Origin of the sequence: Erwinia sp. HDF1-3R (genome assembly GCF_039621855.1) — a bacterium.
In the GTDB taxonomy this organism is placed as follows: domain Bacteria; phylum Pseudomonadota; class Gammaproteobacteria; order Enterobacterales; family Enterobacteriaceae; genus Erwinia.
This window is the reverse complement of sequence record NZ_CP155071.1, coordinates 1,763,062-1,786,836: the sequence shown is the minus strand read 5'-3', so window position 1 is coordinate 1,786,836 and position 23,775 is coordinate 1,763,062. Positions and strand designations below refer to the sequence as shown.

19 protein-coding genes are annotated in these 23,775 nt (G+C 55.4%); 7 read left to right on the top strand and 12 right to left on the bottom strand.

The features are described 5' to 3' along the window. The first annotated feature begins 317 nt into the window (after nt 1-317). Entirely contained in the window at nt 318-644 is a 327-nt protein-coding gene (locus tag AAGR22_RS08225) for a hypothetical protein (protein WP_345831241.1), read from the top strand. A 3-nt stretch (nt 645-647) separates the two neighbouring features. Here AAGR22_RS08225 and AAGR22_RS08220 read toward each other — a convergent pair whose 3' ends face one another. After that, entirely contained in the window at nt 648-1,460 is an 813-nt protein-coding gene (locus AAGR22_RS08220) for a DUF4225 domain-containing protein (protein WP_345831240.1), read from the bottom strand. Nucleotides 1,461-1,538: 78 nt separating this feature from the next. On the opposite strand from AAGR22_RS08220, the gene AAGR22_RS08215 reads away from it, so the two are divergent. Next, nucleotides 1,539-2,018: a type VI secretion system tube protein Hcp gene (locus AAGR22_RS08215; protein ID WP_345831239.1), complete on the top strand. Its 480-nt coding sequence runs from the start codon at nt 1,539-1,541 to the stop codon at nt 2,016-2,018. Between the two features lie 600 nt (nt 2,019-2,618). On the opposite strand, the gene AAGR22_RS08210 is transcribed toward AAGR22_RS08215, so the two are convergent. Next, nucleotides 2,619-3,149, bottom strand: coding sequence for a DUF2778 domain-containing protein (locus AAGR22_RS08210; protein ID WP_345831238.1), 531 nt, complete (start codon nt 3,147-3,149; stop codon nt 2,619-2,621). A 457-nt stretch (nt 3,150-3,606) separates the two neighbouring features. Between AAGR22_RS08210 and rimO the strand changes: the two genes are divergently transcribed. Next, entirely contained in the window at nt 3,607-4,935 is a 1,329-nt protein-coding gene (rimO, locus tag AAGR22_RS08205) for a 30S ribosomal protein S12 methylthiotransferase RimO (RefSeq protein ID WP_345831237.1), read from the top strand. Nucleotides 4,936-5,069: 134 nt separating this feature from the next. Here the strand turns inward: rimO and AAGR22_RS08200 are convergent, their stop codons facing one another. The 6 genes from AAGR22_RS08200 to AAGR22_RS08175 form a co-directional block, all read right to left on the bottom strand. Next, a complete protein-coding gene (locus AAGR22_RS08200; protein WP_067702701.1) occupies nt 5,070-5,519 on the bottom strand; it encodes a DUF4385 domain-containing protein in 450 nt (149 codons plus the stop codon). Between the two features lie 4 nt (nt 5,520-5,523). Beyond that, on the bottom strand, nt 5,524-6,429 hold the full coding sequence (gene gsiD / locus AAGR22_RS08195; RefSeq protein ID WP_067702698.1) for a glutathione ABC transporter permease GsiD: 906 nt from the start codon (nt 6,427-6,429) through the stop codon (nt 5,524-5,526). A 9-nt stretch (nt 6,430-6,438) separates the two neighbouring features. Further along, a complete protein-coding gene (gene gsiC / locus AAGR22_RS08190) occupies nt 6,439-7,359 on the bottom strand; it encodes a glutathione ABC transporter permease GsiC (protein WP_345831236.1) in 921 nt (306 codons plus the stop codon). 65 nt (nt 7,360-7,424) lie between these two features. Beyond that, nucleotides 7,425-8,963 (bottom strand): glutathione ABC transporter substrate-binding protein GsiB, encoded by a 1,539-nt coding sequence (gene gsiB, locus AAGR22_RS08185; protein ID WP_345831235.1) that lies wholly within the window; start codon nt 8,961-8,963, stop codon nt 7,425-7,427. A 42-nt stretch (nt 8,964-9,005) separates the two neighbouring features. Beyond that, on the bottom strand, nt 9,006-10,862 hold the full coding sequence (gsiA, locus tag AAGR22_RS08180) for a glutathione ABC transporter ATP-binding protein GsiA (protein WP_345831234.1): 1,857 nt from the start codon (nt 10,860-10,862) through the stop codon (nt 9,006-9,008). Then, nucleotides 10,852-11,961, bottom strand: a complete 1,110-nt coding sequence (locus tag AAGR22_RS08175) for an isoaspartyl peptidase/L-asparaginase (RefSeq protein ID WP_345831233.1) — start codon at nt 11,959-11,961, stop codon at nt 10,852-10,854. Before AAGR22_RS08175 ends, gsiA begins: the two co-directional genes overlap by 11 nt. Nucleotides 11,962-12,246: 285 nt before the next feature. Here AAGR22_RS08175 and moeA point away from each other — a divergent pair, with 285 nt between their 5' ends. The 4 genes from moeA to AAGR22_RS08155 all read left to right on the top strand — a co-directional run bounded on the left by moeA (nt 12,247) and on the right by AAGR22_RS08155 (nt 17,830). Continuing rightward, nucleotides 12,247-13,479 carry a molybdopterin molybdotransferase MoeA gene (gene moeA / locus AAGR22_RS08170; protein ID WP_345831232.1) on the top strand — a complete coding sequence of 411 codons (1,233 nt, stop codon included), beginning with the start codon at nt 12,247-12,249 and terminating at the stop codon, nt 13,477-13,479. Nucleotide 13,480: 1 nt separating this feature from the next. Further along, entirely contained in the window at nt 13,481-14,239 is a 759-nt protein-coding gene (gene moeB, locus AAGR22_RS08165) for a molybdopterin-synthase adenylyltransferase MoeB (protein ID WP_345831231.1), read from the top strand. A gap of 139 nt (nt 14,240-14,378) precedes the next feature. Further along, entirely contained in the window at nt 14,379-15,923 is a 1,545-nt protein-coding gene (locus AAGR22_RS08160) for a diguanylate cyclase (RefSeq protein WP_345831230.1), read from the top strand. Between the two features lie 1,637 nt (nt 15,924-17,560). Next, on the top strand, nt 17,561-17,830 hold the full coding sequence (locus tag AAGR22_RS08155; protein WP_345831229.1) for a hypothetical protein: 270 nt from the start codon (nt 17,561-17,563) through the stop codon (nt 17,828-17,830). A gap of 130 nt (nt 17,831-17,960) precedes the next feature. On the opposite strand, the gene AAGR22_RS08150 is transcribed toward AAGR22_RS08155, so the two are convergent. The 4 genes from AAGR22_RS08150 to AAGR22_RS08135 form a co-directional block, all read right to left on the bottom strand. Further along, nucleotides 17,961-18,272 (bottom strand): hypothetical protein, encoded by a 312-nt coding sequence (locus tag AAGR22_RS08150; RefSeq protein ID WP_345831228.1) that lies wholly within the window; start codon nt 18,270-18,272, stop codon nt 17,961-17,963. Nucleotides 18,273-18,341: 69 nt separating this feature from the next. Continuing rightward, nucleotides 18,342-19,934 (bottom strand): ABC-F family ATPase, encoded by a 1,593-nt coding sequence (locus AAGR22_RS08145; RefSeq protein ID WP_067702675.1) that lies wholly within the window; start codon nt 19,932-19,934, stop codon nt 18,342-18,344. Nucleotides 19,935-20,040: 106 nt separating this feature from the next. Continuing rightward, entirely contained in the window at nt 20,041-21,528 is a 1,488-nt protein-coding gene (locus AAGR22_RS08140; RefSeq protein WP_067702672.1) for a sugar porter family MFS transporter, read from the bottom strand. 692 nt (nt 21,529-22,220) lie between these two features. Then, entirely contained in the window at nt 22,221-23,774 is a 1,554-nt protein-coding gene (locus AAGR22_RS08135) for an efflux transporter outer membrane subunit (protein ID WP_345831227.1), read from the bottom strand. Nucleotide 23,775: the final 1 nt, after the last annotated feature.

Sequence of the window (23,775 nt, the reverse complement as noted above, 5' to 3'; positions counted from 1 at the left end):
GGTTCCATACGCCATTCGTCATCCCTCATGATAAACTGATTTGTTCTCAAAAAGTAAAACAGTGCTGTGTCCACATTATGCGGGTAAGATCAGGTTACCCTGATGCAAAAATGTTTGCAGAAGAATTTCCAAAGAGCATGCAGGGCTATGTGATATATATCATCTAAGATTCACGCCTTCAAGATTAATATCCCCACCCATACCAATCGTAATCTTAGCCACATAATGCGCATCTTAATCATATATTTCAGGTTTCTACATTAAAAAAGTATGTTAGAATGACACTAATTGGTTAAATTTCATAAGTGGGGTCAATTTTGAACGATATGGATTTTGTAAATGATCTTAAGGCGAACGGCTTCACTGAGAAAGATATAACTCGCTTAAGAGCAATAGTTGAGAATGTTCCAACGAAGGATCAGACGTTAGCTTCCATAGTACTTGACCTAAGCAAGCGTTTTTGGGGTGGTGTCATTGGGATGTTACTAATGGTAGTTATTGCCTTGCTTGGCAGAATATATGACACAGCGGAAAACTTTTTCATCTACCTGTTAGTTATTTGTTTTGGAGTGACGGTTATTTATATCGTCACCCCAATTAAATTGGCATGGAAAGCACATCGCTATATAGCTAAGAAAAAGTAAAAATTACTTGTGGTCAGTATTCATATCGTTAAGATTTTTTCCAATATCTATACCTTTCTTTGCTGCACCAGTTCCTTTGAGTATGAGAGCTGGTTTACTCATTGCCTGAACTTTCCTGTAATAATCGGAAGGAAGATAGTTGAATAGTCTCCAGGACTCAGGTTTCAAAGTTAACTTCAAAACCCCATAATACGATGTTGTAAAATCAATAGCCTGATAAGCTAAAAACCCCAATCTTTTGTCAAAGCCCATAAATTCAGCCACATCTTCATATGCATTTTGCATGAAGCTTGTTGGATTAGCACGTCCAAGAAGTTTTTCCGTACTTTCTATAGCTGAACCAGCACCATTCAGAACCAGACTACCCCCAGCTACAATTCCGATTATATTCCCAGTCGCTACAGAGCCTGCAATTAAAGTCGCACCTGCAACCATCTGCAACCCACCCAGTACAACACCTATACCATCTATGACATAACCGATGATTTTTTCATGATCATGATAGAACTGAACAGAAGCAGAAACTACTGCATGACCTGAACGTAGCATCCTGTCTTGTATAGTCAAATATTCATGCTCTTGCTTGAGATTCTGTATGCAAGCCTGGCACTCATTATCGGTACTCGCAGAGCGAATAACATCAAGCTGAAGAGTGATAAATGATTGAATTTCATCTTTAAAATTTATCCTTAACAGCGCGTCCTGGATATGCAGCAAGGATAGTGTATTAGCAATGCTATACAATTGATTTGCCTGAAGGTTTGCCATTGTCAGATAGTAGTCTGAAAACCTTCTGGGATTCACGTAGTTGTCCATAACCGTGCCTTTGTGTCATCATATGATCAGTACTTTATTTAAACAGATAGTATTGAGTAATCAAAGGGAGTTTTGAATATGAGTACCGATCTTTACCTGAGAATTGATGGCATCAACGGCGAGTCACTGGATTCTAACCATAAGGGCTGGATCAATATTGACTCCTTCTCCTGGGGGGCAAGCCAGGCAGGAAACATGAGTGTGGGCGGTGGTGGCGGAGCTGGAAAGGTTCAGTACCGTGATCTTACAGTACACGCCAGCATCGACAAGGCTATCCCTGCAATTATGCGTTATGTCTCCAACGGTAAACACATCAGCAAGGTTGAGCTGGCAATTTGTAAGGCCGGAGGAACTCAGATTGAGTACTGCCGTATTACTCTTGAGGATGTGCTAATCGTTGATGCAATGTTCAATGGTGCAAGTCAGCGTGATCTTGTTGGCATGACTTACCAGTTCCAGGCTGCGAAGGTCAAAACTCAGTACTGGGAACAATCGACTACTGGCGGTAAAGGACCAGAAACCCAATCAAGCTGGAACATTAAAGAAAACCGCGAATAAGCTTCATAAGACGCATTCTACGGGGTTAAATAACGGTTGTACTGACATTCCAGGCCGTTAGAATGCGTCTGGTCAGTACTGAAGGTCGTTATCCTGGTTCTCGCGACCCATGATTTATGTCAGTACTTCCAGACCCTGTAAATAATTCTGTGAAATTGCCACCGCATTAAAGGTGATCGCTCAGGCGGTCACCGAACTTTGATCTTACCCAGCAATAATGGACACGCGACTAAGTGAGTAAACTCTCAACCAGAGGTGACTCATAACAATTCCCGTGACGCATACGGGGCGACAACAGTATACATAGCTCTTTCAATAAATCATCACATCAAATAATTAAAATTAATGGACAATATTCATATTTTTTTTCGAACAAATCCGAATAGGACTGAAAGTACTATCGCTATAACGACAATGAAGATCACCAGCATGATATTGCTTGCCGGGTCCATACCCCACTCATAGTCCTTTGTAATAATATTATTTGATCGCAAGACATCAAACAGTTCTGAAGAAGACCAGAGATAAAGTTGGTTTATTGGCTTGATCCATGTAGTAACACAGAATGCTATTACTACACAGACAATCGCGGTAATTATTCTAAACATTACACTTCGCAAAATCTGGCACTCCTTTTACAGATACTTTTCCGTAAGCCATCAAACCTGAACGGGATCCAGGTACTTTACATTGCTGAGTACGAAGTAATGCTCTTCTGACTTGTTGAAAATCACTAACCTTGAAGAAAGTTATACATCCCCATGATTCACCTGAGCCATCTGGCCTTAACGGGTGTAGTCTGAACTGCCCACGCTTTACGCCATTTACAAAAACGCTATCTGACATGGTTTGAGCACTAAACAGGCCGAACCATTCATCGTGGTTTGTGTGGTTAACAAGATCCTTTAACTCGCGTAGCACCGTGTTGGCAAAACCTGAGGACGGCATTTTGACTATCCAGTAATCCCCAACTGGGATCGAACCGTAATCAGTAATATAGGAACAATTAATGTTATTGATGAATTTCTCACGTCCAGAAAGTACTGAGAATGTACCTATCCCATACACTGTAAGTACTGCCTTGCCTGAACGTCTGGCATCATCATCATAGGTCATACTCATTTGAATCATTATGTATTACTTTCCTGTAATCCCTATACTTAAGGAAGTATACACACTCATTCTAACTACGATCAAGGATTTAGCCTGGAGGGAAAAACGAGATAGCGCCACAAATAAAGCTTTCTCTTTGCTTAAAAGCAGCTGTAACTATTTGCCAGTAATAAGACTCTTTGAATTGTCCAATGCTGTTGTCAAGCTTCAGTACCTCCTGACGAAACTGGGCCCTGTGCTGTTTACCTGGCTTCCTGTTAGTTGATACAGACATTGTCATATGAGCGACGTCTGATCGAGGGTTTACTCACTTAGCGACGTATCCACTATTGCCGGGTAAGGCCATAGCAATTCTAAGCCTCCCTGAAGGACTCTAGCCCCTTTAATCCCCTCTGTTATTAACATTGCTGTATAAATTTTGCTTCGACCCCGGTAAAATCCCGCGCAAATTGCTGTGCTGAACTGGAAATGAGCTATGTCGCAAACTACAACAATGGCACCACGGGTCGGTTTCGTCTCGCTGGGCTGCCCAAAAAACCTGGTCGACTCTGAACGGATCCTCACCGAGTTGCGTACGGAAGGATATGAAGTTGTGCCGCGCTATGACGATGCGGAAATCGTTATCGTTAACACCTGCGGCTTTATCGACAGCGCGGTGCAGGAGTCGCTGGAAGCGATTGGCGAAGCGCTGAATGAGAACGGTAAGGTCATTGTTACCGGCTGCCTGGGCGCGAAGGAGAACCAGATCCGGGAAGTGCATCCGAAAGTGCTGGAAATTACCGGCCCTCACAGCTATGAGCAGGTGCTGTCCCACGTGCATCGCTACGTGCCTAAGCCACAGCATAATCCGTTCACCAGCCTGGTGCCGGAACAGGGTGTGAAGCTGACGCCGCGCCACTATGCCTATCTGAAAATTTCCGAAGGCTGCAACCATCGCTGCACCTTCTGCATCATCCCCTCTATGCGTGGCGATCTGGACAGCCGCCCTATCGGCTCGGTGCTCGACGAGGCCCGTCGTCTGGCGGAAGCCGGGGTCAAAGAGCTGCTGGTGATCTCGCAGGATACATCGGCCTATGGCGTCGACGTTAAACACCGTACCGGCTTCTGGAACGGTCAGCCGGTTAAAACCAGTATGGTCAGCCTGTGCGAACAGCTGGCGAAGCTGGGCGTATGGGTGCGACTGCACTACGTCTACCCTTACCCGCACGTTGACGATGTGATCCCGCTGATGGCAGAGGGCAAGCTGCTGCCCTATCTCGACATTCCGCTTCAGCATGCCAGCCCGCGCATTCTCAAGCTGATGAAGCGACCAGGTGCCGTAGAGCGTACGCTGGAGCGTATCAAGCGCTGGCGTCAAATTTGCCCTGAACTGACGCTTCGCTCGACCTTTATTGTCGGCTTCCCCGGCGAAACGGAAGAAGAGTTCCAGATGCTGTTGGATTTCCTTAAGGAAGCGCGGCTGGATCGCGTTGGCTGCTTCAAATACAGCCCGGTCGAAGGTGCAACGGCCAACCAGCTGCCGGACCCGGTGCCGGAGTCGGTAAAAGAGGAGCGTTACGATCGCTTTATGCAGCTACAGCAGGCTATTTCTGCTGAGCGTCTGCAGGAGAAAATTGGTCGTGAGATTCTGGTGATTATCGACGAAGTGGATGAGGAAGGCGCGATTGGCCGCAGCATGGCCGACGCCCCTGAAATAGACGGCGCGGTCTATCTGAACGGAGAGTTTAGCGTGAAGCCCGGTGACATTATTCGCGTGAAGGTGGATAACGCCGACGAATACGATCTGTGGGCATCTAAAATCTAGCCTCTATTCCCCTGCTCACCGCCGGTTTCGACCGGCGGTTTTTTGTATCGACAACCTCAGGTGAAGCGGCTGGCTTTAGCCAGCTACACATGACGCGGCAGGGGTTTAGCCCAATACACCTGACGCGGCCAGGCTCAGCCATATTTCGCCTGATGCGCCTTCTTCCGGGCCAGATAGTCCGCATCGGCCCGTAGCTTGTCCCACTCCGCTTTAAAAATAGCAGCCGCCGCGGCCTTCTCTTCGTTCAGCTCACGCGGTAGTACCAGGCGATCCTTATCATACTTGCGGCCGCCCTTGTGATTGGCATAGCGTCTGGCGCGGGTATACCCCATCTGAATAAACTTACGCGCCATATCCATGCCGACAAAATCATCGCTGGCGCGGTAAGCCTCAAACAGTTTCATAATTTCGTCAGCCGAGGCGCGGGCGATTTCAGGCGTGCGAAAGCGCCAGTGAGGGAGGATCTCACCCTTATAAGGCTCCACCATCAACACACCCTGCTCGCCGCGTCCTACCTGATAAAGCTCAGGATGCTGGCGGAAATCAATGCTCTTAAAGTCCTGTTCGTAATCGAATTCTTTCATCAGATCAGCTCTTTAGCTTAGGATCCAGCGCATCACGCAGGCCATCACCCAGCAGATTAAAAGCCAAAACGGTGAGAAATATCGCCAGGCTGGGGAATACCGCCACGTGTGGCGCCATCACCATATCTGCCCTGGCTTCATTAAGCATCGCGCCCCACTCCGGCGTTGGCGGCTGCGCGCCCAGCCCCAAAAACGACAGGCTGGCCGCCGTAATGATCGAGGTGCCGATTCGCATGGTGAAATAGACCACAATCGAAGAGAGGGTGCCGGGCAGAATATGGCGAACCAGGATGGTGAGATCCGATGCGCCGATGCTGCGTGCCGACTCAATATAGGTCATATGCTTCAGCACCAGGGTATTGCCCCGCACCAGGCGGGCAAAGGCCGGAATGCTGAAGATCGCGACGGCAATAATCACATTCGACATGCCGGTGCCCATGATCGCCACCACCGCAATCGCCAGCAGAATGCCGGGGAAGGCAAACAGCACATCGCTGATGCGCATGATAATGCGATCCCACCAGCCTTCGTAATAACCCGCCAGCAGGCCCAGCGCCGTGCCGATCGCAGCACCTATCGCCACCGAGACGAAACCGGAAATCAGCGACAGCCGCGTACCCAGCAGCACCCGGCTAAAAATATCGCGCCCAAGCGAGTCCACGCCGAACCAGTGCATCAGCGACGGGCCTTCCGTCAGCCTGTCGTAGTCGAAATAGTTTTCAGCATCAAACGGGGCCAGCCAGGGAGCCAGCACCGCCACCACAATCAGCAGCAGCACAAACAGACCTGCCGCTATCGCCACCGGCTGACGGCGGAAGCGCCGCCAGAACTCATGCCAGGGGGTGCGCACGCGATGCTGCGTTATAGTCGGCATCGCGGACAGCGCCGCGTTACGTCGCCAGTTTTTCATCGCGGGTCCTTATTTATAGCGAATCGCAGGGTTGATTGCGGCATAGAGCATATCGACAATCAGGTTAATCAGAATAAATTCCAGCGAGAACAGCAGCACTTCGGCCTGTACCACCGGGTAGTCGCGCATTTCAACCGAATCCACCAGCAGCCGTCCCAGGCCCGGCCAGTTAAACACTACCTCGACGACGATCGAGCCCCCCAGCAGGAAACCAAACTGCAGACCCATCATCGTCACCACCGGGATCATCGCATTGCGCAGGCCGTGCTTAACAATCACCCACGTCTCCCGCACGCCTTTCGCCCGCGCGGTACGCATATAGTCTTCCTGCATGACCTCGACAAAGGATGCGCGGGTAAAACGCGCCATGACCGCCGCTACCGCCGCACCCAGGGTTATCGACGGTAAAATATAGTGCCGCCAGCCGTCAGCACCCACCGTTGGCAGCCAGCCCAGCTGAACGGAAAATACCTGCATCAGCAGCATGCCGAGGGCAAAAGCCGGAAAGGAGATGCCCGATACGGCCAGCGTCATGCCCAGTTTATCCGGCCATTTATTGCGCCATACTGCCGACGTAATACCGATGGCCATACCAATAATCACCGACCAGACCATACTGCTTAACGTCAGCCAGAGCGTGGGGAAGAAGCGCTGCGCGATTTCGGTGGACACCGGCCGCTTAGTCACCATCGACTGCCCGAAATCGCCCTGTAGCGCGTGGGTGATAAAGTGCCAGAACTGATGGGTAATCGGCTGATCCAGCCCTAACTGCTGGCGCACCAGCGCTATCACCGTCGCATCGGCCTCCGGCCCTGCCACAAGGCGAGCCGGATCGCCCGGCAGCATATGAACAAACAGGAACACCAGAACCGCCACAATCAGCAGCGTGGGGATCAGTCCCAGTAAACGTCTGATAAAATAATTGAGCATGCGTTATCCTGCGCCTCAGACAGCCGCACCTTCCGGTGTGGAAGGTGCGGGCGTGTATCGGCGGGTTACTTCAGAGAGGCGTCGTCAAAGCTGAACGAGGTGTCAGGCATGACGTAGAAACCCGTCAGGTTTTTAGTATTGGCTGAAACCAGCTTTTCTACCACCAGCGGGGCCCAGGGCTGATCCTTCCAGATACGATCCTGCGCATCCTTATACAGCGACGCTTTTTTATCGCCGTCGGTGGTATTCAGCGCATCGGTCAGATCTTTATCCACCTGCGGATTGCTGTAAAAAGCGGTATTAAAGATGGTTGGCGGCCAGGACTGGGTGGCAAACAGCGGCGTCAGCGCCCAGTTAGCTTCGCCGGTAGAGGCAGACCAGCCGGTATAGAACATGCGTACGCCGCTCTCTTTCTGACCTTTATCCTCCACTTCCGCCGCGCGCTGCCCGGCATCCATCGCCACGACATTAACCTTGATACCGACCTGAGCCAGCTGCTGCTGGGTAAACTGCAACACCTTCTGCGCGGTACTGTGATTATGTGAAGACCAGAGCGTGGTGGTAAACCCGTTCGGGAAGCCCGCTTCCTTCAGTAGTTCGCGCGCCTTAGCCGGGTTGTACTCAGGGGCCGGATAGGCCTGGGAATACTGAATGGCAGGCGGCACAATGCCGCTAGCCGGGGTGGCATAGCCAGAGAAAGCTACCTTCACCAGCGCCTGACGGTTAATGGCGTAGTTAATGGCTTCGCGCACTTTAGGATTATCAAACGGCTTCTGGGTAACATTGAAGCTGATATAGCGCTGCATAATGGACGGTGAGGTCACCAGATCCAGCTTCGGATTTTTCTCCAGCAGCTTCGCCTGCTCATAGGGAATGGGGAAGGCAAAATTGGCTTCGCCGGTTTGCAGCATCGCCGCGCGGGTGTTGTTATCCACTACCGGACGCCAGGTGATGGTGTCCAGCTTCGGATAGCCCGACTTCCAGTAGCCCGCGAATTTCTTCACCTTCACAAAATCGGTTTGATTCCAGGTTTCCAGCTCGAACGGCCCGGTACCCACCGGATGGAAGCCGATATCCTTGCCGTATTTCTTCAGCGCGGTAGGCGAGATCATCGCTGCCGCCGGGCTGGCCAGCGTATTGATAAAGGCGGAGAACGGCTGTTTTAAGGTGATTTTAACCGTGGTGGGATCGACCACTTCCGTGGTGCCAACCGACTTAAACAGGTTGTAGCGCTTGAGATGGTTATCCGGGTTACTGGCGCGGTCAAGATTCACCTTCACCGCTTCAGCATTAAAGTCGGTGCCGTCCTGGAATTTAATGCCCGGGCGCAGTTTGATGGTATAGGTCAGGCCGTCGGGACTGGCCTGGTAGCTCTCGGCCAGCACGTTAGTCAGCTTCATCTCTTTATCAAAGCCAAACAGGCCCTGATAGAAGGATTTGGCAACCGACTGGGACAGCGTATCGTTGGCGTCGTAGGGGTCGAGGGTGGTGAAGTTCGATCCCACGGCAATCACCGCATCTTTTGCCGCCCAGGCCGGTAGCGCCGCCAGGCTGCCCAGAAGTCCGGCAGTTAACAGTATTTTACGTTTGCGGGTTATCATCATTTTGCATTCATCTCCTGTCCCTTCTTATTGTTGTGCTGCAATTCAGGCACCGCCGATAGCATGGCGGGCTACATAGTGTCCGGCGCTCACTTCAACCAGCTGAGCCACCTCCGGCTCGTCCCCCAGCGCACGAACCGCACTGGGAATTTCATCCACCAGCAGCGGCCTTTCGCGTCGACGATGACGGGGATCGGCCACCGGTACGGCAGACATCAGCTTGCGGGTATAGGGGTGCTGCGGATTTTCAAACACCGACTGCCGCGGCCCGATCTCCACAATCTGCCCAAGGTACATCACCGCGACGCGGTGGCTAATGCGCTCAACAATGGCCATATCGTGTGAAATAAACAGGAAGGCAATGCCAAATTCCCGCTGCAGGTCGAGCATCAGATTCACGATCTGCGCCTGAATGGAGACGTCCAGCGCGGAAACCGATTCGTCGGCAATCACTACTTTCGGGTTAAGCGCCAGCGCCCGGGCAATACAGATACGCTGACGCTGGCCGCCTGAAAACTCGTGCGGATAGCGCCGCGCATGTTCAGGGAGCAGCCCAACGCGCTGCAGCAGCCAGGCCACGCGATCTTCTGCCGCCTGGCCTTTAGCAATTCCGTGAACCAGCAGTGGCTCCATAATTGAAAAGCCGACGGTCAGCCGCGGATCGAGCGAGGCATAGGGGTCCTGGAAAATAAACTGGATGTCGCGCCGCAGATGCGAAAGCGCCGACCCGGTCAGCTGGTCAATCCGCTGGCCGTTGAAGGTGATAGAACCGCCCTGGCTTTCCACCAGCCGCAGCAGCGACCGCCCGGTGGTGGATTTGCCGCAGCCCGATTCGCCCACCAGCGCCAGCGTCTCGCCCGCATGCAGATCAAAACTGACCTTTTCTACGGCGTGGACCCGGCGCGTCACGCGGTTAAACAGGCCGCTGCGGATGTCAAAACGGGTCACCAGACCCCTGACCTGCAGGACCGGCTCCCCCTCATTTACCACGGTGTCCTGGGGTACGGCCGGGGCGGATTCGCCCTCGCTGCCCGCCAGCGGGAAATGGAGTGGGAAAGGGGTGCCGGTCATGGCACCCAGTTTGGGGACAGCGGCCAGCAGCGCGCGGGTATAGGGCTGCTGAGGACGCTGAAAAATATCCTCAACCGTGCCGGTTTCCACCACGTCGCCACGGTACATCACCTGTACGCGATCGGCCATTTCAGCCACCACGCCCATATCGTGAGTGATAAAAATCACCCCCATCTGCATCTCTTTTTGCAGTACGCGGATCAGCTGGAGGATCTGCGCCTGGATGGTGACATCCAGCGCAGTTGTCGGCTCGTCGGCAATCAGCAGCGCCGGTCGGCACGAGAGCGCCATCGCAATCATCACGCGCTGGCGCATGCCGCCCGACAGCTGGTGGGGAAAGCGGGAGAGCACGTTTTTCGCGTCGGGAATACGCACCAGATCGAGCATATGCTCCGCTTCTTTCAGCGCCTCGCGGTGGCTTTTCCCCTGATGAAGGCGCAGGGATTCGGCAATCTGCTCACCGACGGGAAACACCGGGTTCAGCGAGGTCATCGGCTCCTGAAATATCATCGCCATGTCTGCCCCGCGAATGCGGCGCAGCTGGGACTGGGGCGCGGACGTCAGTTCAACCAGCTGGTCATTGCGGCGGCGCAGCCATATTTCACCGCTGTCGATACTGCCGCCGCCCTGCTCTATCAGCCGCATCAGCGCCAGCGAGGTAACGGACTTCCCGGAGCCGGACTCGCCGACAATCGCCAGCGTCTCACCGCGCTGGACGTCCAGCGAAAGGTTTTTGACCGCCCGCGTCACGTCTCCTTCCTGACGGAAGCTGACGCTCAGATCCCTGACGGACAGAACCTGGTTCGCGGCAACGGCTGCTTTATTCGTCATCCTCCTGCTCCTTATTGTTCTCCGCGCCAGGTTCTTCCCGATAGATGCCGGTAACAGGCGCCTCGCCGACATAGCCGTAACCGCGATACATTCCCTCGCAGTTAAACGGCAGCGCGACGTTACCGGTACGGTCAATGGCTATCGCGCCGCCGCTACCGCCGAGTTCGGGAACCTTGTGCAGAATAACGCGATCGCTGGCCTGCGCCAGCGTCAGCCCGCCATATTCCATCTGCGCGGCAATGTCATAGGCAGCCAGCAGCCGCATATAGACCTCACCGGTGCCGGTGCAGGAGACGGCAACGGTGGCGTTGTTGGCATAACAGCCCGCCCCGACAATCGGCGAGTCACCTACGCGGCCCGCCTGTTTATTGGTCATCCCCCCGGTTGAGGTGGCGGCGGCCAGATTCCCTGCCAGGTCGAGCGCGACCGCCCCCACGGTGCCTAATTTGCGATCCGCGTCGAGCGGCTCGCCCGCGCTTCCGGCCATGGCGCCCGCTTCTCGCGCCACGTCTCCAGCGCCTCCGGCCACGCCTGCGTTGTCGCGCGGCCAGCCGGCTTTTTCGCCCTCGTCAGACTCGCGATATCCCGCTGCGGCACCGCCATGATCGAGTAGCAGCTGATGGGTGTTGCGCGCACGCTCAAGCTGTTCCCAGCGTGCGGCGGTGGAAAAGAAGTCAGGCGCAACCTGCTCCAGCCCCTGCCCGGCGGCAAACGTCTCCGCCCCGTCTCCAATGAGCAGAACGTGCGGGCTGTTATCCAGCACCGCCCGCGCGGCGAGGATCGGATTACGAATATGGCGAACGCCGGCAACGGCGCCAGCCTCAAGCGAGCGGCCATCCATAACAGAGGCGTCCAGCTCGTGCGTTCCCTCGTGGGTAAAGACCGCCCCTTTGCCCGCGTTGAAGAGTGGGCACTCCTCCAGCAGGCGTACCGCTTCGGTCACCGCATCCAGTGCGCTTCCTCCTGCGGCCAGCACCGCCTGACCACGGGCAACGATATCTGCCAGCGACTGAGTGTAGTGACGTTCCTGCTCTGCGCGCATACTGGCGCGGGCAATCGCTCCTGCTCCGCCGTGGATGGCGATAACTGCTCTGACCATAGCCGGTTTACCCTGAGTGCCAAATCAGCATGGAAAACACTGAGTTAGAATGATTTTATTTAATATTAGGACGTTTTTGACTATAGGCAGGCAATAAAGTGATGTAAAGCGGAATGTTTGCTGGCTGATAATAACGAAAAGTTCTATCTCATAACTGCCGGTGCGCTTACTGCTGCCGGGCGATGCATATCCTTTCCGCCGTTTACGTGACCCTGGCATGGATTCGCGCCATAATATTGCCTTCTGCTTTTACTGCCGCCCCCGATGGGGTGTGCCGGAGACACTATGGAATCCTTTACTGCGGGACTGATCTCCCTGGACGATGCGCTGGCGACCATGCTGGCACAAATTACCCCGGTCAGCGAAAGTGAAACGCTGCCTCTGATTGAGGCCGCTGGCCGCATTACCGCCGCCGACGTGGTCTCACCGGTAAACGTTCCCCCCTTCGCCAACTCGGCGATGGACGGCTATGCCCTTCGCCTGGCCGATGCGCAGGCCGACACGCTGACTGTCGCCGGAAAGGCCTTCGCCGGGGTGCCGTTTAGCGGCAGCTGGCCAGCAGGTAGCTGCATACGCATTATGACCGGCGCTCCCGTTCCTGTGGGTGCGGATGCGGTAGTCATGCAGGAGGAGACCGAACGGCAGGGCGAAGCGATCCGTCTGACGGCCACCGTTACCGCCGGGCAAAATATCCGCCTGCCGGGGGAAGATATCCGCGAAGGTGACAGTGTGCTGCGTGCGGGTACGCGCCTGGGCGCGGCGGAGCTGCCGCTGCTGGCCTCGCTGGGCGTACCGGAGGTTAAGGTGCTGCGCAGGCTTCGCGTCGCCGTTTTCTCCACGGGTGACGAGCTGCAAACCCCGGGCCAGCCGCTGGCACCGGGCCAAATCTACGACACCAACCGCCTGGCGGTAAAGCTGATGCTCGCTAAGCTGGGCTGCGAGGTTATCGATCTGGGCATTATCCGCGATGACCCGGATGCGCTTCGTGCGGCCTTTGACCAGGCAGACAGCCGTGCCGACGTCACCCTGAGCAGCGGTGGCGTGTCCGTTGGCGAGGCCGATTACACTAAACGTATGCTGGAAACACTCGGCGAAGTCACCTTCTGGAAGCTGGCGATCAAGCCTGGCAAGCCCTTCGCATTTGGACGACTCAAAAACAGCTGGTTCTGCGGACTCCCGGGTAATCCGGTATCCGCCGTGCTGACCTTTTATCAGCTGGTCCAGCCGCTGCTGGCGAAGCTAAGCGGCCAGCAGACCGCTGCCCTGCCGCCGCGCCAGCGGGTGAAGCTGGCCGGTAGGCTGAAAAAAACGCCGGGCAGGCTGGATTTCCAGCGCGGGATCCTTAGCCGCAACGATCGCGGCGAGCCTGAAGTGCGTAGCACTGGTCCCCAGGGTTCGCATGTGTTTAGCTCATTCAGTATGGCCAACTGCTTTATCGTGCTGGAGCGCGAGCGCGGCAGCGTAGAGGATGGCGAATGGGTTGAGGTTGAACCCTTTAACGCGCTGCTGGAGGGATAGGATGCTGCCCGAACTGCACCACGATGAGATCCTGCGTTATAACCGCCAGATTGTGCTGCGCGGATTTGACTTCGACGGGCAGGAGCGTCTGAAGGCCGCAAAAGCGCTGGTGGTCGGGCTGGGCGGCCTCGGCTGCGCGGCCAGCCCCTATCTGGCCTCCGCCGGAACCGGGCATCTGACCCTGCTGGACTTTGATACCGTCTCCGTTTCCAATTTGCAGCGACAGACGCTGCATACCGATGCGGATATCGGTCAGCCGAAGGTTGACTCTGCCCGCCAGCGTCTTAGCGCCCTGAATCCTCATATCAGCCTGCGCGCCATTCATGCCCGCTTAGATGACGCTGAAATGGCCGCGCTGATTGCAGAGCATCAGGTGGTGGTCGACTGCACCGACAACGTAGAGACGCGCGAACAGCTCAACCGGCTGTGCTATGCCAGCAAAGTCCCTCTGGTATCCGGAGCGGCAATCAGGATGGAGGGGCAGCTCAGCGTTTTCAGCTGGCAGGAGAGCGAGCCCTGCTACCGCTGTATCAGCAGGCTGTTCGGAGCGGAAACCCTGAGCTGCGTGGAGGCTGGCGTTATGGCACCGCTGGTTGGCGTTATTGGATCCTTGCAGGCGATGGAGGCCATTCGCATTATGGCCGATTATGGCGCGCGTCCGGCGGCTAAGCTGCTGATGTATGACGCGATGACGCTCCAGTTCCGCAGCATGAAAGTGGCAAAGGACCCGGCCTGCGAAGTCTGTGCTGGTCACACATAAATAAGTTTGTGGTCCTGATCTGGGGCTGTTTTGTTATCACTGCTGCATTTCTCAGCTAATTCAGGCGTAAACAGAACATTTCCTCTCACTGGCACTATATTTAAGCGGTAATACCCTGAGGAATTGGAGCGTTTTAATAATGTTTTCGCCACCCCGATCGCCACCTGACGTTAATATGAACAGCCTGCGAACATTAATGATCGCCTTTCTGTTTATCGTCAGCCTGGCCGTTATCCTGGTGAACGGCTGGATGATAATGGATACCTGGCAGCGCGGGGTGCGGGAGACCGAAAATGACGCACGCAACCTTTCCCAGTCAGTTTCAAAACAGTCGGAAGACTCCATTTTGCAGGTGGAACTGACGCTCGAGGATCTCCGCGATCGCATTAATCTGATGGGGCTGGATACCGAGCGGCAAAGAAACATTGCTAACCTGCTTCGTGAGCGTAAAGATTCACTGCCTCAGCTGCATGGCCTGTTTATTTACGATACAACAGGCACCTGGCTGGTGACCTCCGAGGGGGTTTTACAGCAGCACAGTAACAACAGCGATCGTGAATACTTTCGCTTCCACCGACGCAGTACCGATCCCGGAATGCATATTGGTAAGGTTATTCGCAGCCGCTCGACGGGCGACCTGGTTGTCCCCCTCTCCATGCGCTTAAGTAATCTGGACGGTTCCTTTCGCGGCGTGCTGCTGGCCACGCTGCGTATTGATTATTTTCGGCAGATATTTAGCTATTACAATATAGGCGACCAGGGGCTGATGGCGCTGATGCTTAACAACGGCACCGTGCTATATGCGCGTCCTTTCCCGGACAATACCATCAACCTCAATATTTCCAACAGTCCGCTGTTTAATCGACTGCTGAAAAGCGCCTCCAGCGGTACGGCCACCTATAAGGCCACTCTGGACGGCGTAGAGCGAATATTTGGCTATGCCACGCTGAAGCGATACCCATTGGTTGTGACCGTCGCCTACGGCAGTGCACAGCTGCGGCAGGCCCTGATGGCCAATCTGGTGATGTATCTTGTGCTCTGCGTAATGCTGCTATTGGTGATTGTTGCGATGGGCTACCTTCTGCTGCGCAATCTTAGCAAGCATATTCAGGATCAAATGGAGCTGGCGCAGGTTCGCGATCAGCTCACCGCAATGAATCATACGCTGCAAACGCTGGCGCTGGTCGATAGCCTGACCGGGCTTGCCAACCGACGCCGGTTCGATCTGTGGCTGGATCGTGCTCTGTTGCGGGCTAACAAGCTGAAAACGCCGATTGCGCTGCTGATGATCGACGTCGATTTTTTCAAGCGTTTCAATGATACCTACGGACACCTGGCCGGAGACGAGTGTCTGAAGCAGGTCGGCAGCGCCCTGTTGCAGCTGGTGCGCGGTCCTGAAGATCTCGTTACGCGCTACGGAGGTGAGGAGTTTGCGGTCATTCTGCCCGGTAGCGAGCGCGAGGAAGCGCTGCGCTATGCCCATAATGCCGTTGACGCTATCGCAGCGCTGGCGATTCCGCATTCCAGTACCGATATAGAGAGTAAGCTGGTTACCGTGAGCGTTGGGGTGCAGGTTATCGGAGGCGGCAGCGGTGATGCCACGCGTCAGGCGCTGATCGGTCTGGCGGATAAAGCACTTTACAGGGCGAAGGCGTCGGGGAAAAACCGGGTCGGTGAGGCGTAGTCGTAAATTATGTAGCGACAGTGCCGATGCGGCATTGACTCAGTGCTGTCGCCTGCGGGTTGTGCCTGATGCTGCACAGGCCTGGGGTGTCGCCAGCGGGTTGTGCCTTACCAGGTAAAAGCTCAGTAGTGCCGTCGCCAATGGGGCCTGGTTAGCTAAAGGCCTGTTGCATTCGCCTACGGGTGCTGCACAGGCCTGGGGTGTCGCCAACGGGTGGTGCCCGTCTGCTCCTTTGCATTGTGCTGGCTGCGGGTAACGGCAGTTTCGTGAGTCACAGGCGATTCTTGGGCAGGTTTAAAGCAAAGAGAAATCTGCAAATAAGACAACCTCCGTGCCAAAGCTTCAGGGCCGTAGCCTGGGGGTTGCGCACGGTGCGCTAAAGGCTCAGTGCTGTCGCCTGCGGATGGTGCCTTGCCAGGTAAAGGCTCAGTGCCATCGCCAATGGGGCCTGGTTAGCTAAAGGCCTGTTGCATTCGCCTACGGGTGGGGCCCGGTGCCAGGCGGTCCTCGCGCCGCGCGTGGCGCGGTGCCTTCGCTCCGCTCGTCGACCTTTCGGACCGGGCATGACGTGACATCCCTGTCCCGGCATACCCTTGTGCCAGCATCCCTGCTGGCCCATCCGGGTCTTCCTCTCTGCGCTCAGCGCTGCGGATTGCCTGTCACCGGGCCCCACCCGTCGGCTCCTTTGCATTGTGCTGGCTGCGGGTAACGGCGGTTTCGTGAGTAACAGGCGATTCTTGGGCAGGTTTAAAGCAAAGAGAACTCTGCAAATAAGACAACCTCCATGCCAAAGCTTCAGGGCCGTAGCCTGGGGGTTGCGCACGGTGCGCTAAAGGCTCAGTGCTGTCGCCTGCGGGTTGTGCCTTACCAGGTAAAGGCTCAGTGCCATCGCCAATGGAGGCCTGGTTAGTTAAAGGCCTGTTGCATTCGCCTACGGGTGCTGCACAGGCCTGGGGTGTCGCCAACGGGTGGGGCCCGGTGCCTGGCGGTCCTCACGCCGCGCTTCGCACGGTTCCTTCGCTCCGCTCGTCGACCTTTCGGAGCGGTCATGACGTGACATCCCTGTCCCGGCATGCCCTTGTGCCAGCCTCCCTGCTGGCCCATCCGGGTCTTCCTCCCTGCGCTCAACGCTGCGGAATGCCTGTCACCGGGCCCCTCCCGTCTGCTCCTTTGCATTGTGCTGGCTGCGGTTAAGGGCGGTGTCGGAGATTCCCGGAAACTCTTCGTCAGGTATGAATGCGTACAGGAAATATGCAATGACCAAAATAGTTGGGATATGAAGAAAATCAGAAGACTGAGAGTGCACAGTTTATTGTGACTGGTTTTTTCGTGGTGCAGATAAATGACCTGAATAGCGGCACCAAAAACTAAATCGAAAAGTGAGCCGAATCCTGCCCGAGAGCAAACCTTAACGGGGATAGGCTCGGAAATCTGCGGACAGATAAACGGTTTAACCGGAGCAGCTTAGCAGTCCGCGGACAGATAAACGGTTTTACCGGAGCAGCTCAGCAGCCCGCGAACAGATAAACGGTCTTACTCAAAGCGGCCCAGAAGCCTGAGAGGTGGATAATCCCTGCGGGTAACGGGTAATCCGCAGCGCTGCGGCGAAGACGGAAGGCCAGGCGAGGGCAGCAGGGATGCTGCACTCAAGGAGCGGCGGGCAGGGATGCCCGCTCGCGACCGGGCCGTCCGGCCTGAAGTCGGAGCCAAAGGCACCATGCGAAGCGTGGCGCGAGGACGCCCGGCAACCGCTGGGATTATCCACCGGCACAGCAGAAATTGCAGCCAGCACAACCCACCGGCCAAAGCTGGAATTATCCACCGGCACCGCAGATATTGCAGCCAGCACAACTCACCAGCGAACGCTGGGATTGTCTACCGCCACAACACATATTGCAGCCCGTTAGCCACTCCTGTGGGCTCACGGACTGCAAAAAAGTGGCTTACTTAGCTTGAAGTAGCTCAAAAACTTTGCGGATAAGTAAATGGTTTTGCTGGAAGCAGCTCAGCAGCCCGCGGACAGATAAACGGTTTTACTCAAAGCGGCCCAGAAGCCTGAGAGGTGGATAATCCCTGCGGGTGACGGGCATTCCGCAGCGCTGCGGCGAAGACGGAAGGCCAGGCGAGTGCAGCAGGGATGCTGCACTCAGGGAGCGGCGGGCAGGGATGCCCGCTCGCGACCGGGCCGTCCGGCCTGGAGCCGGAGCCAAAGGCACCAGGCAAAGCCTGTAGCTGCGACGCCCGGCAACCGCTGGGATTATCCACCGGCACAGCAGAAATTGCAGCCAGCACAACCAATCGGCTAACGCAGGCATTATCCATCGGCACCGCAGAAATTGCAGCCAGCACAACCCACCGACACAGCAGATATCACAGCCCGGCCCCCCATTCCATGAGCCTGACGCCGGGCTTCTTAAATCAGACGATACCCTGACTACGCAGATAATCTTCGTAATTGCCGGTAAAATCGTTGATCTTGCCGGGAACCATCTCAATCACCCGCGTCGCCAGCGAACTGACAAACTCACGGTCGTGTGAAACGAAAATCAGCGTACCTTCGTACATCTCCAGCGCCATATTCAGCGCCTCGATAGACTCCATATCCAGGTGGTTGGTTGGCTCATCCATAATCAGTACGTTCGGCTTTTCCATCATCAGCTTACCGAAAAGCATACGCCCCTTCTCACCACCGGAAAGAACCTTCGCGGGCTTACGGATATCATCCTGACTGAACAGCAAACGCCCCAGAATGCCACGCACGGCCTGCTCATCATCGCTCTCCTGCTTCCACTGGCTCATCCAGTCGAAAACCGTCAGATCGTCAGCAAAATCATGAGCGTGATCCTGAGCGTAATAACCGATACGCGCATTTTCAGACCACTTCACTGAACCCGTATCAGGCTGCAACTCACCCACCAGCGTTTTCAGCAGGGTCGTCTTACCGATACCGTTAGGACCGATAATCGCCAGCTTTTCGCCCACTTCCAGCAGCAGATTAACGTTCTTAAACAGCGGACCCTGGTCGAAACCTTTACTCACCGCCTCCAGCTCCAGCGCGTTGCGGAACAGCTTCTTATCCTGATCAAAACGGATAAACGGGTTCTGACGGCTTGAGGCCTTAACTTCTTCCAGCTTGATCTTATCAATCTGCTTAGCGCGCGAGGTCGCCTGGCGAGACTTCGAGGCGTTAGCGCTGAAGCGGCTAACAAACGACTGCAATTCGTTAATCTGCGCTTTCTTCTTGGCGTTATCAGACAGCAAACGCTCGCGCGACTGGGTCGCGGCAGTCATATACTCGTCGTAATTACCGGGGTAAACGCGCAGCTCGCCGTAATCCAGATCGGCCATATGCGTGCAGACCATATTCAGGAAGTGACGGTCATGCGAAATGATGATCATGGTACTGTTACGATCGTTTAGCACCTGCTCCAGCCAGCGAATGGTATCGATGTCCAGGTTGTTGGTCGGTTCGTCAAGCAGCAGGATATCCGGGTTAGAAAACAGCGCCTGCGCCAGCAGCACGCGCAGCTTCCAGCCGGGAGCAACCTCGCTCATCGGGCCGTAATGCTGCTCCAGCGGAATACCCACACCCAGCAGCAGTTCACCCGCGCGCGCTTCAGCGGTATAACCGTCCATTTCACCGTACTTCGACTCGAGATCGGCCACTTTATAGCCGTCTTCTTCGCTCATTTCCGGCAGGGCGTAAATGCGATCGCGCTCTTCTTTGACTTCCCACAGCTCACCGTGGCCCATGATCACCGTATCAAGTACCGTGTACTGCTCAAAGGCGAACTGATCCTGGCGTAGCTTACCGATACGCTCATTCGGATCGAGGGAGACATTACCGCCTGACGGAACCAGATCGCCGCCAAGGATTTTCATAAAGGTGGACTTGCCGCTACCGTTGGCGCCGATCAGTCCGTAGCGGTTGCCGCCGCCAAATTTGACAGAGATGTTTTCGAACAGCGGCTTACTGCCAAACTGCATGGTGACGTTACTGGAAACTAGCACAGGATTGCCTTTCGTTTGCGATGTGAGGGTGTGATTCAGCGCGCATTATGCCAAAAAAAAGGGGCGGCGAATACTCCACCGCCCCTCACGCGTTGTTTACTGCCTGTTAGTGGCTTTTTATCTCGCGTTTTGGCGCAGGCATCGGACGCGTTTCTACGTCATTGCTGAGCCAGTCGTGCAGGTAATGCTCAATCTGTTCCAGGCTGCGATTACGGGTTTCCGGTATGCATTTCACCACAAATACCGCGCCGAACAGGCCGATCAGGGCAAAGATAAAGAATGCGCCCGCCAGGCCTACCGTCGACAGCAGTATCGGGAATGCCAGGGAGATCAGGAAATTAGCAATCCACATGGCGAAGACCGCACCGCCCATAAAGATCCCGCGCAGGCGGGTCGGGAAGATCTCCGACAGCAGCAGCCAGGTGACCGGCGACAGCGCACCCTGCTGAAAGCTCAGGAACATCAGCATACCCAGCAGCACCAGATATCCCCGCATCACGTCAGGCTGACCGCCGATCGTTTCAGGCATAAAATAACTGACGCAACCGATAAACAGCAGACAGGCGGTGCAGCCAAACTGACCTATTTTTACCATAGTGCGGCGACCCAGCTTACCCAGCAGCCAGATACCGACAAAGGTCATAATCACCGAGATCGCCCCGTTGCTGATGGTGGCGAATAGCGCCGCATCGGTACTCATGCCTACGGCTTTCAGCATGGTAGGTGCGTAATACATGATGGTATTCACGCCCGAAAGCTGCTGGATCACCGCAATCCCTACACCAATAAAAAACAGCTTTAGCAGCCACGGCTTTCTCAGTTCGCGCAGGCTCGGCTTGCCCTTATTTTCATCCTCGGTCAGGGTTTCCTCAATTTCGGTCAGTTCCCACTCCACGTCACTTTTGGCGCGGGTACGTTCAAGCACCTGGCGCGCTTCCGCCAGCCTGCCCTTCATGGCATACCAGCGCGGGGAGTCAGGCATAAACATCATACCGATCCACAGTGCCACCGCCGGAATGGTGGCAATGGCCAGCATCCAGCGCCAGGTTTCATGACCGCCCCAGGCGGCGTTAAAACCGGCATTCGAGATATAGGCCAGCATCTGCCCGGAAACAATCATCAGCTCCTGAAGGGTCACCAATTGACCGCGCTTGTTCGCCGGGGCAATTTCAGCAATATAGACAGGCACCGTCGCGGCCGCGCCCCCTACCGCAACGCCGAGCACCAGGCGGAAGAAAATCATCCAGTTTACATCGGGTGCCATTGAGGTCCCCATTGCGCCCACGGCAAATATCGCTGCGAGGATAATGATGATTTTCTTACGCCCGGCGGAGGCAGCGAAATGACCCGAGATCAGTGCGCCAAAAGCGGCACCGAACAGCAGCGAGCTGGTCACCAGGCCGGTAGTAAACGGCGTCAGATGGAGCTCATCGCCCATAAACAACAGCGCCCCGGAGATAACGCCGGTGTCGTAACCAAAAAGCAGACCGCCCAGCGTGGCGATACAGGCGACAACCTTAACAAAGGGTTCCGTTTTGGAAGTACTGTTGGGGCCAGAGGCCCGGCTGGGCGTGAGATATTGTTCTTTCGACATAGTGATATCCTAACCTCGTCTTCTAAACCTGATGTAAAGGGATGTCGGAGAATGAAACGTCTTGTCCGACAATAGTCTGCTACCGCATTAATTTAGACCTTTTCTTTCATTTTAATTAACCATGAAAATTAAATTTTGCAACACAGCTCCCATCATCAGCTTGAAATTGTGACAAAAAGCACAGAGAGCGGCGTATACGGTTGTCTCAATTCTCACGCCATGCTATGGAACAGAGTCACCAACAAAGTGTTATTTTGGCCTGAATATTTCACTTTTACCCGGTATAAAATCCTCAGACGGGCAGTGTGTAAAATTATTATTCGATTAATCCTCCTTATCACCGATCCGGGAAGCCGCGCAACATCAGACAAAGGGCGTGAAAGCGAAGGCGGGAGAAGTGAGAGCCAAAGACAGGCTGAGTGAAAGCAAAAGCCCAAGAAGTGAGCACCAAAGAGAGGCTGAGTGAAAGCGAAGGCGGGAGAAGTGGTCGCGAAGGCAGTGGATGCAAGGCCAAAGACAGTCGCGATAAGCCCTTACTCGCATGGATCGATAACAGCGTGTAGTCGGGAAGACGGCCGCCCGGTTACTCGTCTGACGCAGGCAGTAGCAAGGGAGGCGCATCCCTCATCTGGCGCGCGCCGTTGCTATGGAGGTACATTCCTCGTCTGGCGCGCGCCGGTTATGAGGTGATCCTAAGGTGTTTTACTGCCGCTCACGGCCGGGCCGAAGACCGAATAATTTGGCAGCTGAACGTTTTGATACAGCTCCCAGCCCCCGCCAAGGGCTTTGTAAAGCGCAACCAGATCCAGGCTGGTCTGCACCCTGGCCGAGGCGGCCTGCTGCTTCGCCTGAGCCAGCTGACGCTGGGCATCCAGCGCATCAATAAACGTCGAGAGCCCCTGACGATAGCTGTCGTTAGCCAGATTAAAGGCGTTCTGTAGCGCATCGACCGTCTGATCCAGTCCCTCCACCTGCTGCTGATCGGTACGGTAGCTGACCAGTGCGTTTTCCACATCCTGCAGGGCGGTCAGGACCGTTTGTCGGTAGCCCAGCGCGGCATTAGCCTGTTCGGCGCGAGCCAGCTTAACGCTGGAAACCAGCCTGCCCCCCTGGAAGATGGGAATCGACAGGGACGGACCAAAGCTATAGAAATTACTGCTCCAGTTATCCAGGTAGCTGGCATCGGTATTACGCATGCCAAACTGCCCGGTTAACGAGAGATCGGGGAACAGCTGCGCTACCGATACGCCGATATTAGCGGTGGCGGCATGGAGCTGCGCTTCCGCCTCACGGACGTCGGGCCGTCGGCGGGCCAGCGTGGAAGGAATACCCACCGGCACCACCTGCGGCAGCGGTGGCAGGGTCTTAGACTGAGTTAGTTCAGCATCCAGCGCGCCCGGGGGCTTACCGATTAACACCGCCAGCCCGTTCATCGCCTGACGCATCTGCGCCTGATACTGCGGCAGCTGGGCTTTAAGTGAGTTCAGCTGCGCGCGCGCGTTTTCCACATCCATTTGTGGGGCCAGACCGTTACGCTGCTGACTTTGGGTCAGCTCCAGCGTCTGCTGCGCCACGTCAATCTGGCTTTGCAGCGTCTGACTGATTGACTGCGCGCCCCGCAGCTGCAAATAGGTACGGGCAACTTCGGCTTCCAGAGAAACCAGGGCATCGTTGCGGTTCTCAATCGACTGCTGTTGCTGCGCCTTCGCCATCTCAACCTGACGACGCACTTTGCCCCACAGATCTATCTCCCACGAGGCGTCAAAGCTCCCCTGGTAAAGCGTAACCGGCTTGTTCAGGCCATCCAGGGCCGAACGGGCCTGTGGGTTGAGCTGATCGGCCTGGTCATACACGCCGTTCGATTCCAGCTCGCCCTTAAGACCAAGCTGCTCACGATTGAGTGAGGCATTGCCGTTCACCGACGGGAACCAGGCTCCACGCGCCTGATTAAGCTGCTGGCGGGAGCCAGCGATGCGCAGCACCGCCTGTTGCAGGCTGATGTTGCCCGCAATGGCGCGATCGATCAGGCTGTCGAGCTGGGGATCGCGAAAGGATTTCCACCAGCTGGGATTGGTCTGCGTCGCCTGTGGGCGGGAACCGCCATCGCCCTGCATATCGTTGAAGGCCACTGGCGTCACCGGCTTCGGCGCCTGATAGTCTGGCCCGACGGAACAGCCCGACAGCGCCAGCAGAGTAACCATTAGCGTCGCTATCCGCGAATGCCGGAATAAAGGAGAAACGTTCATG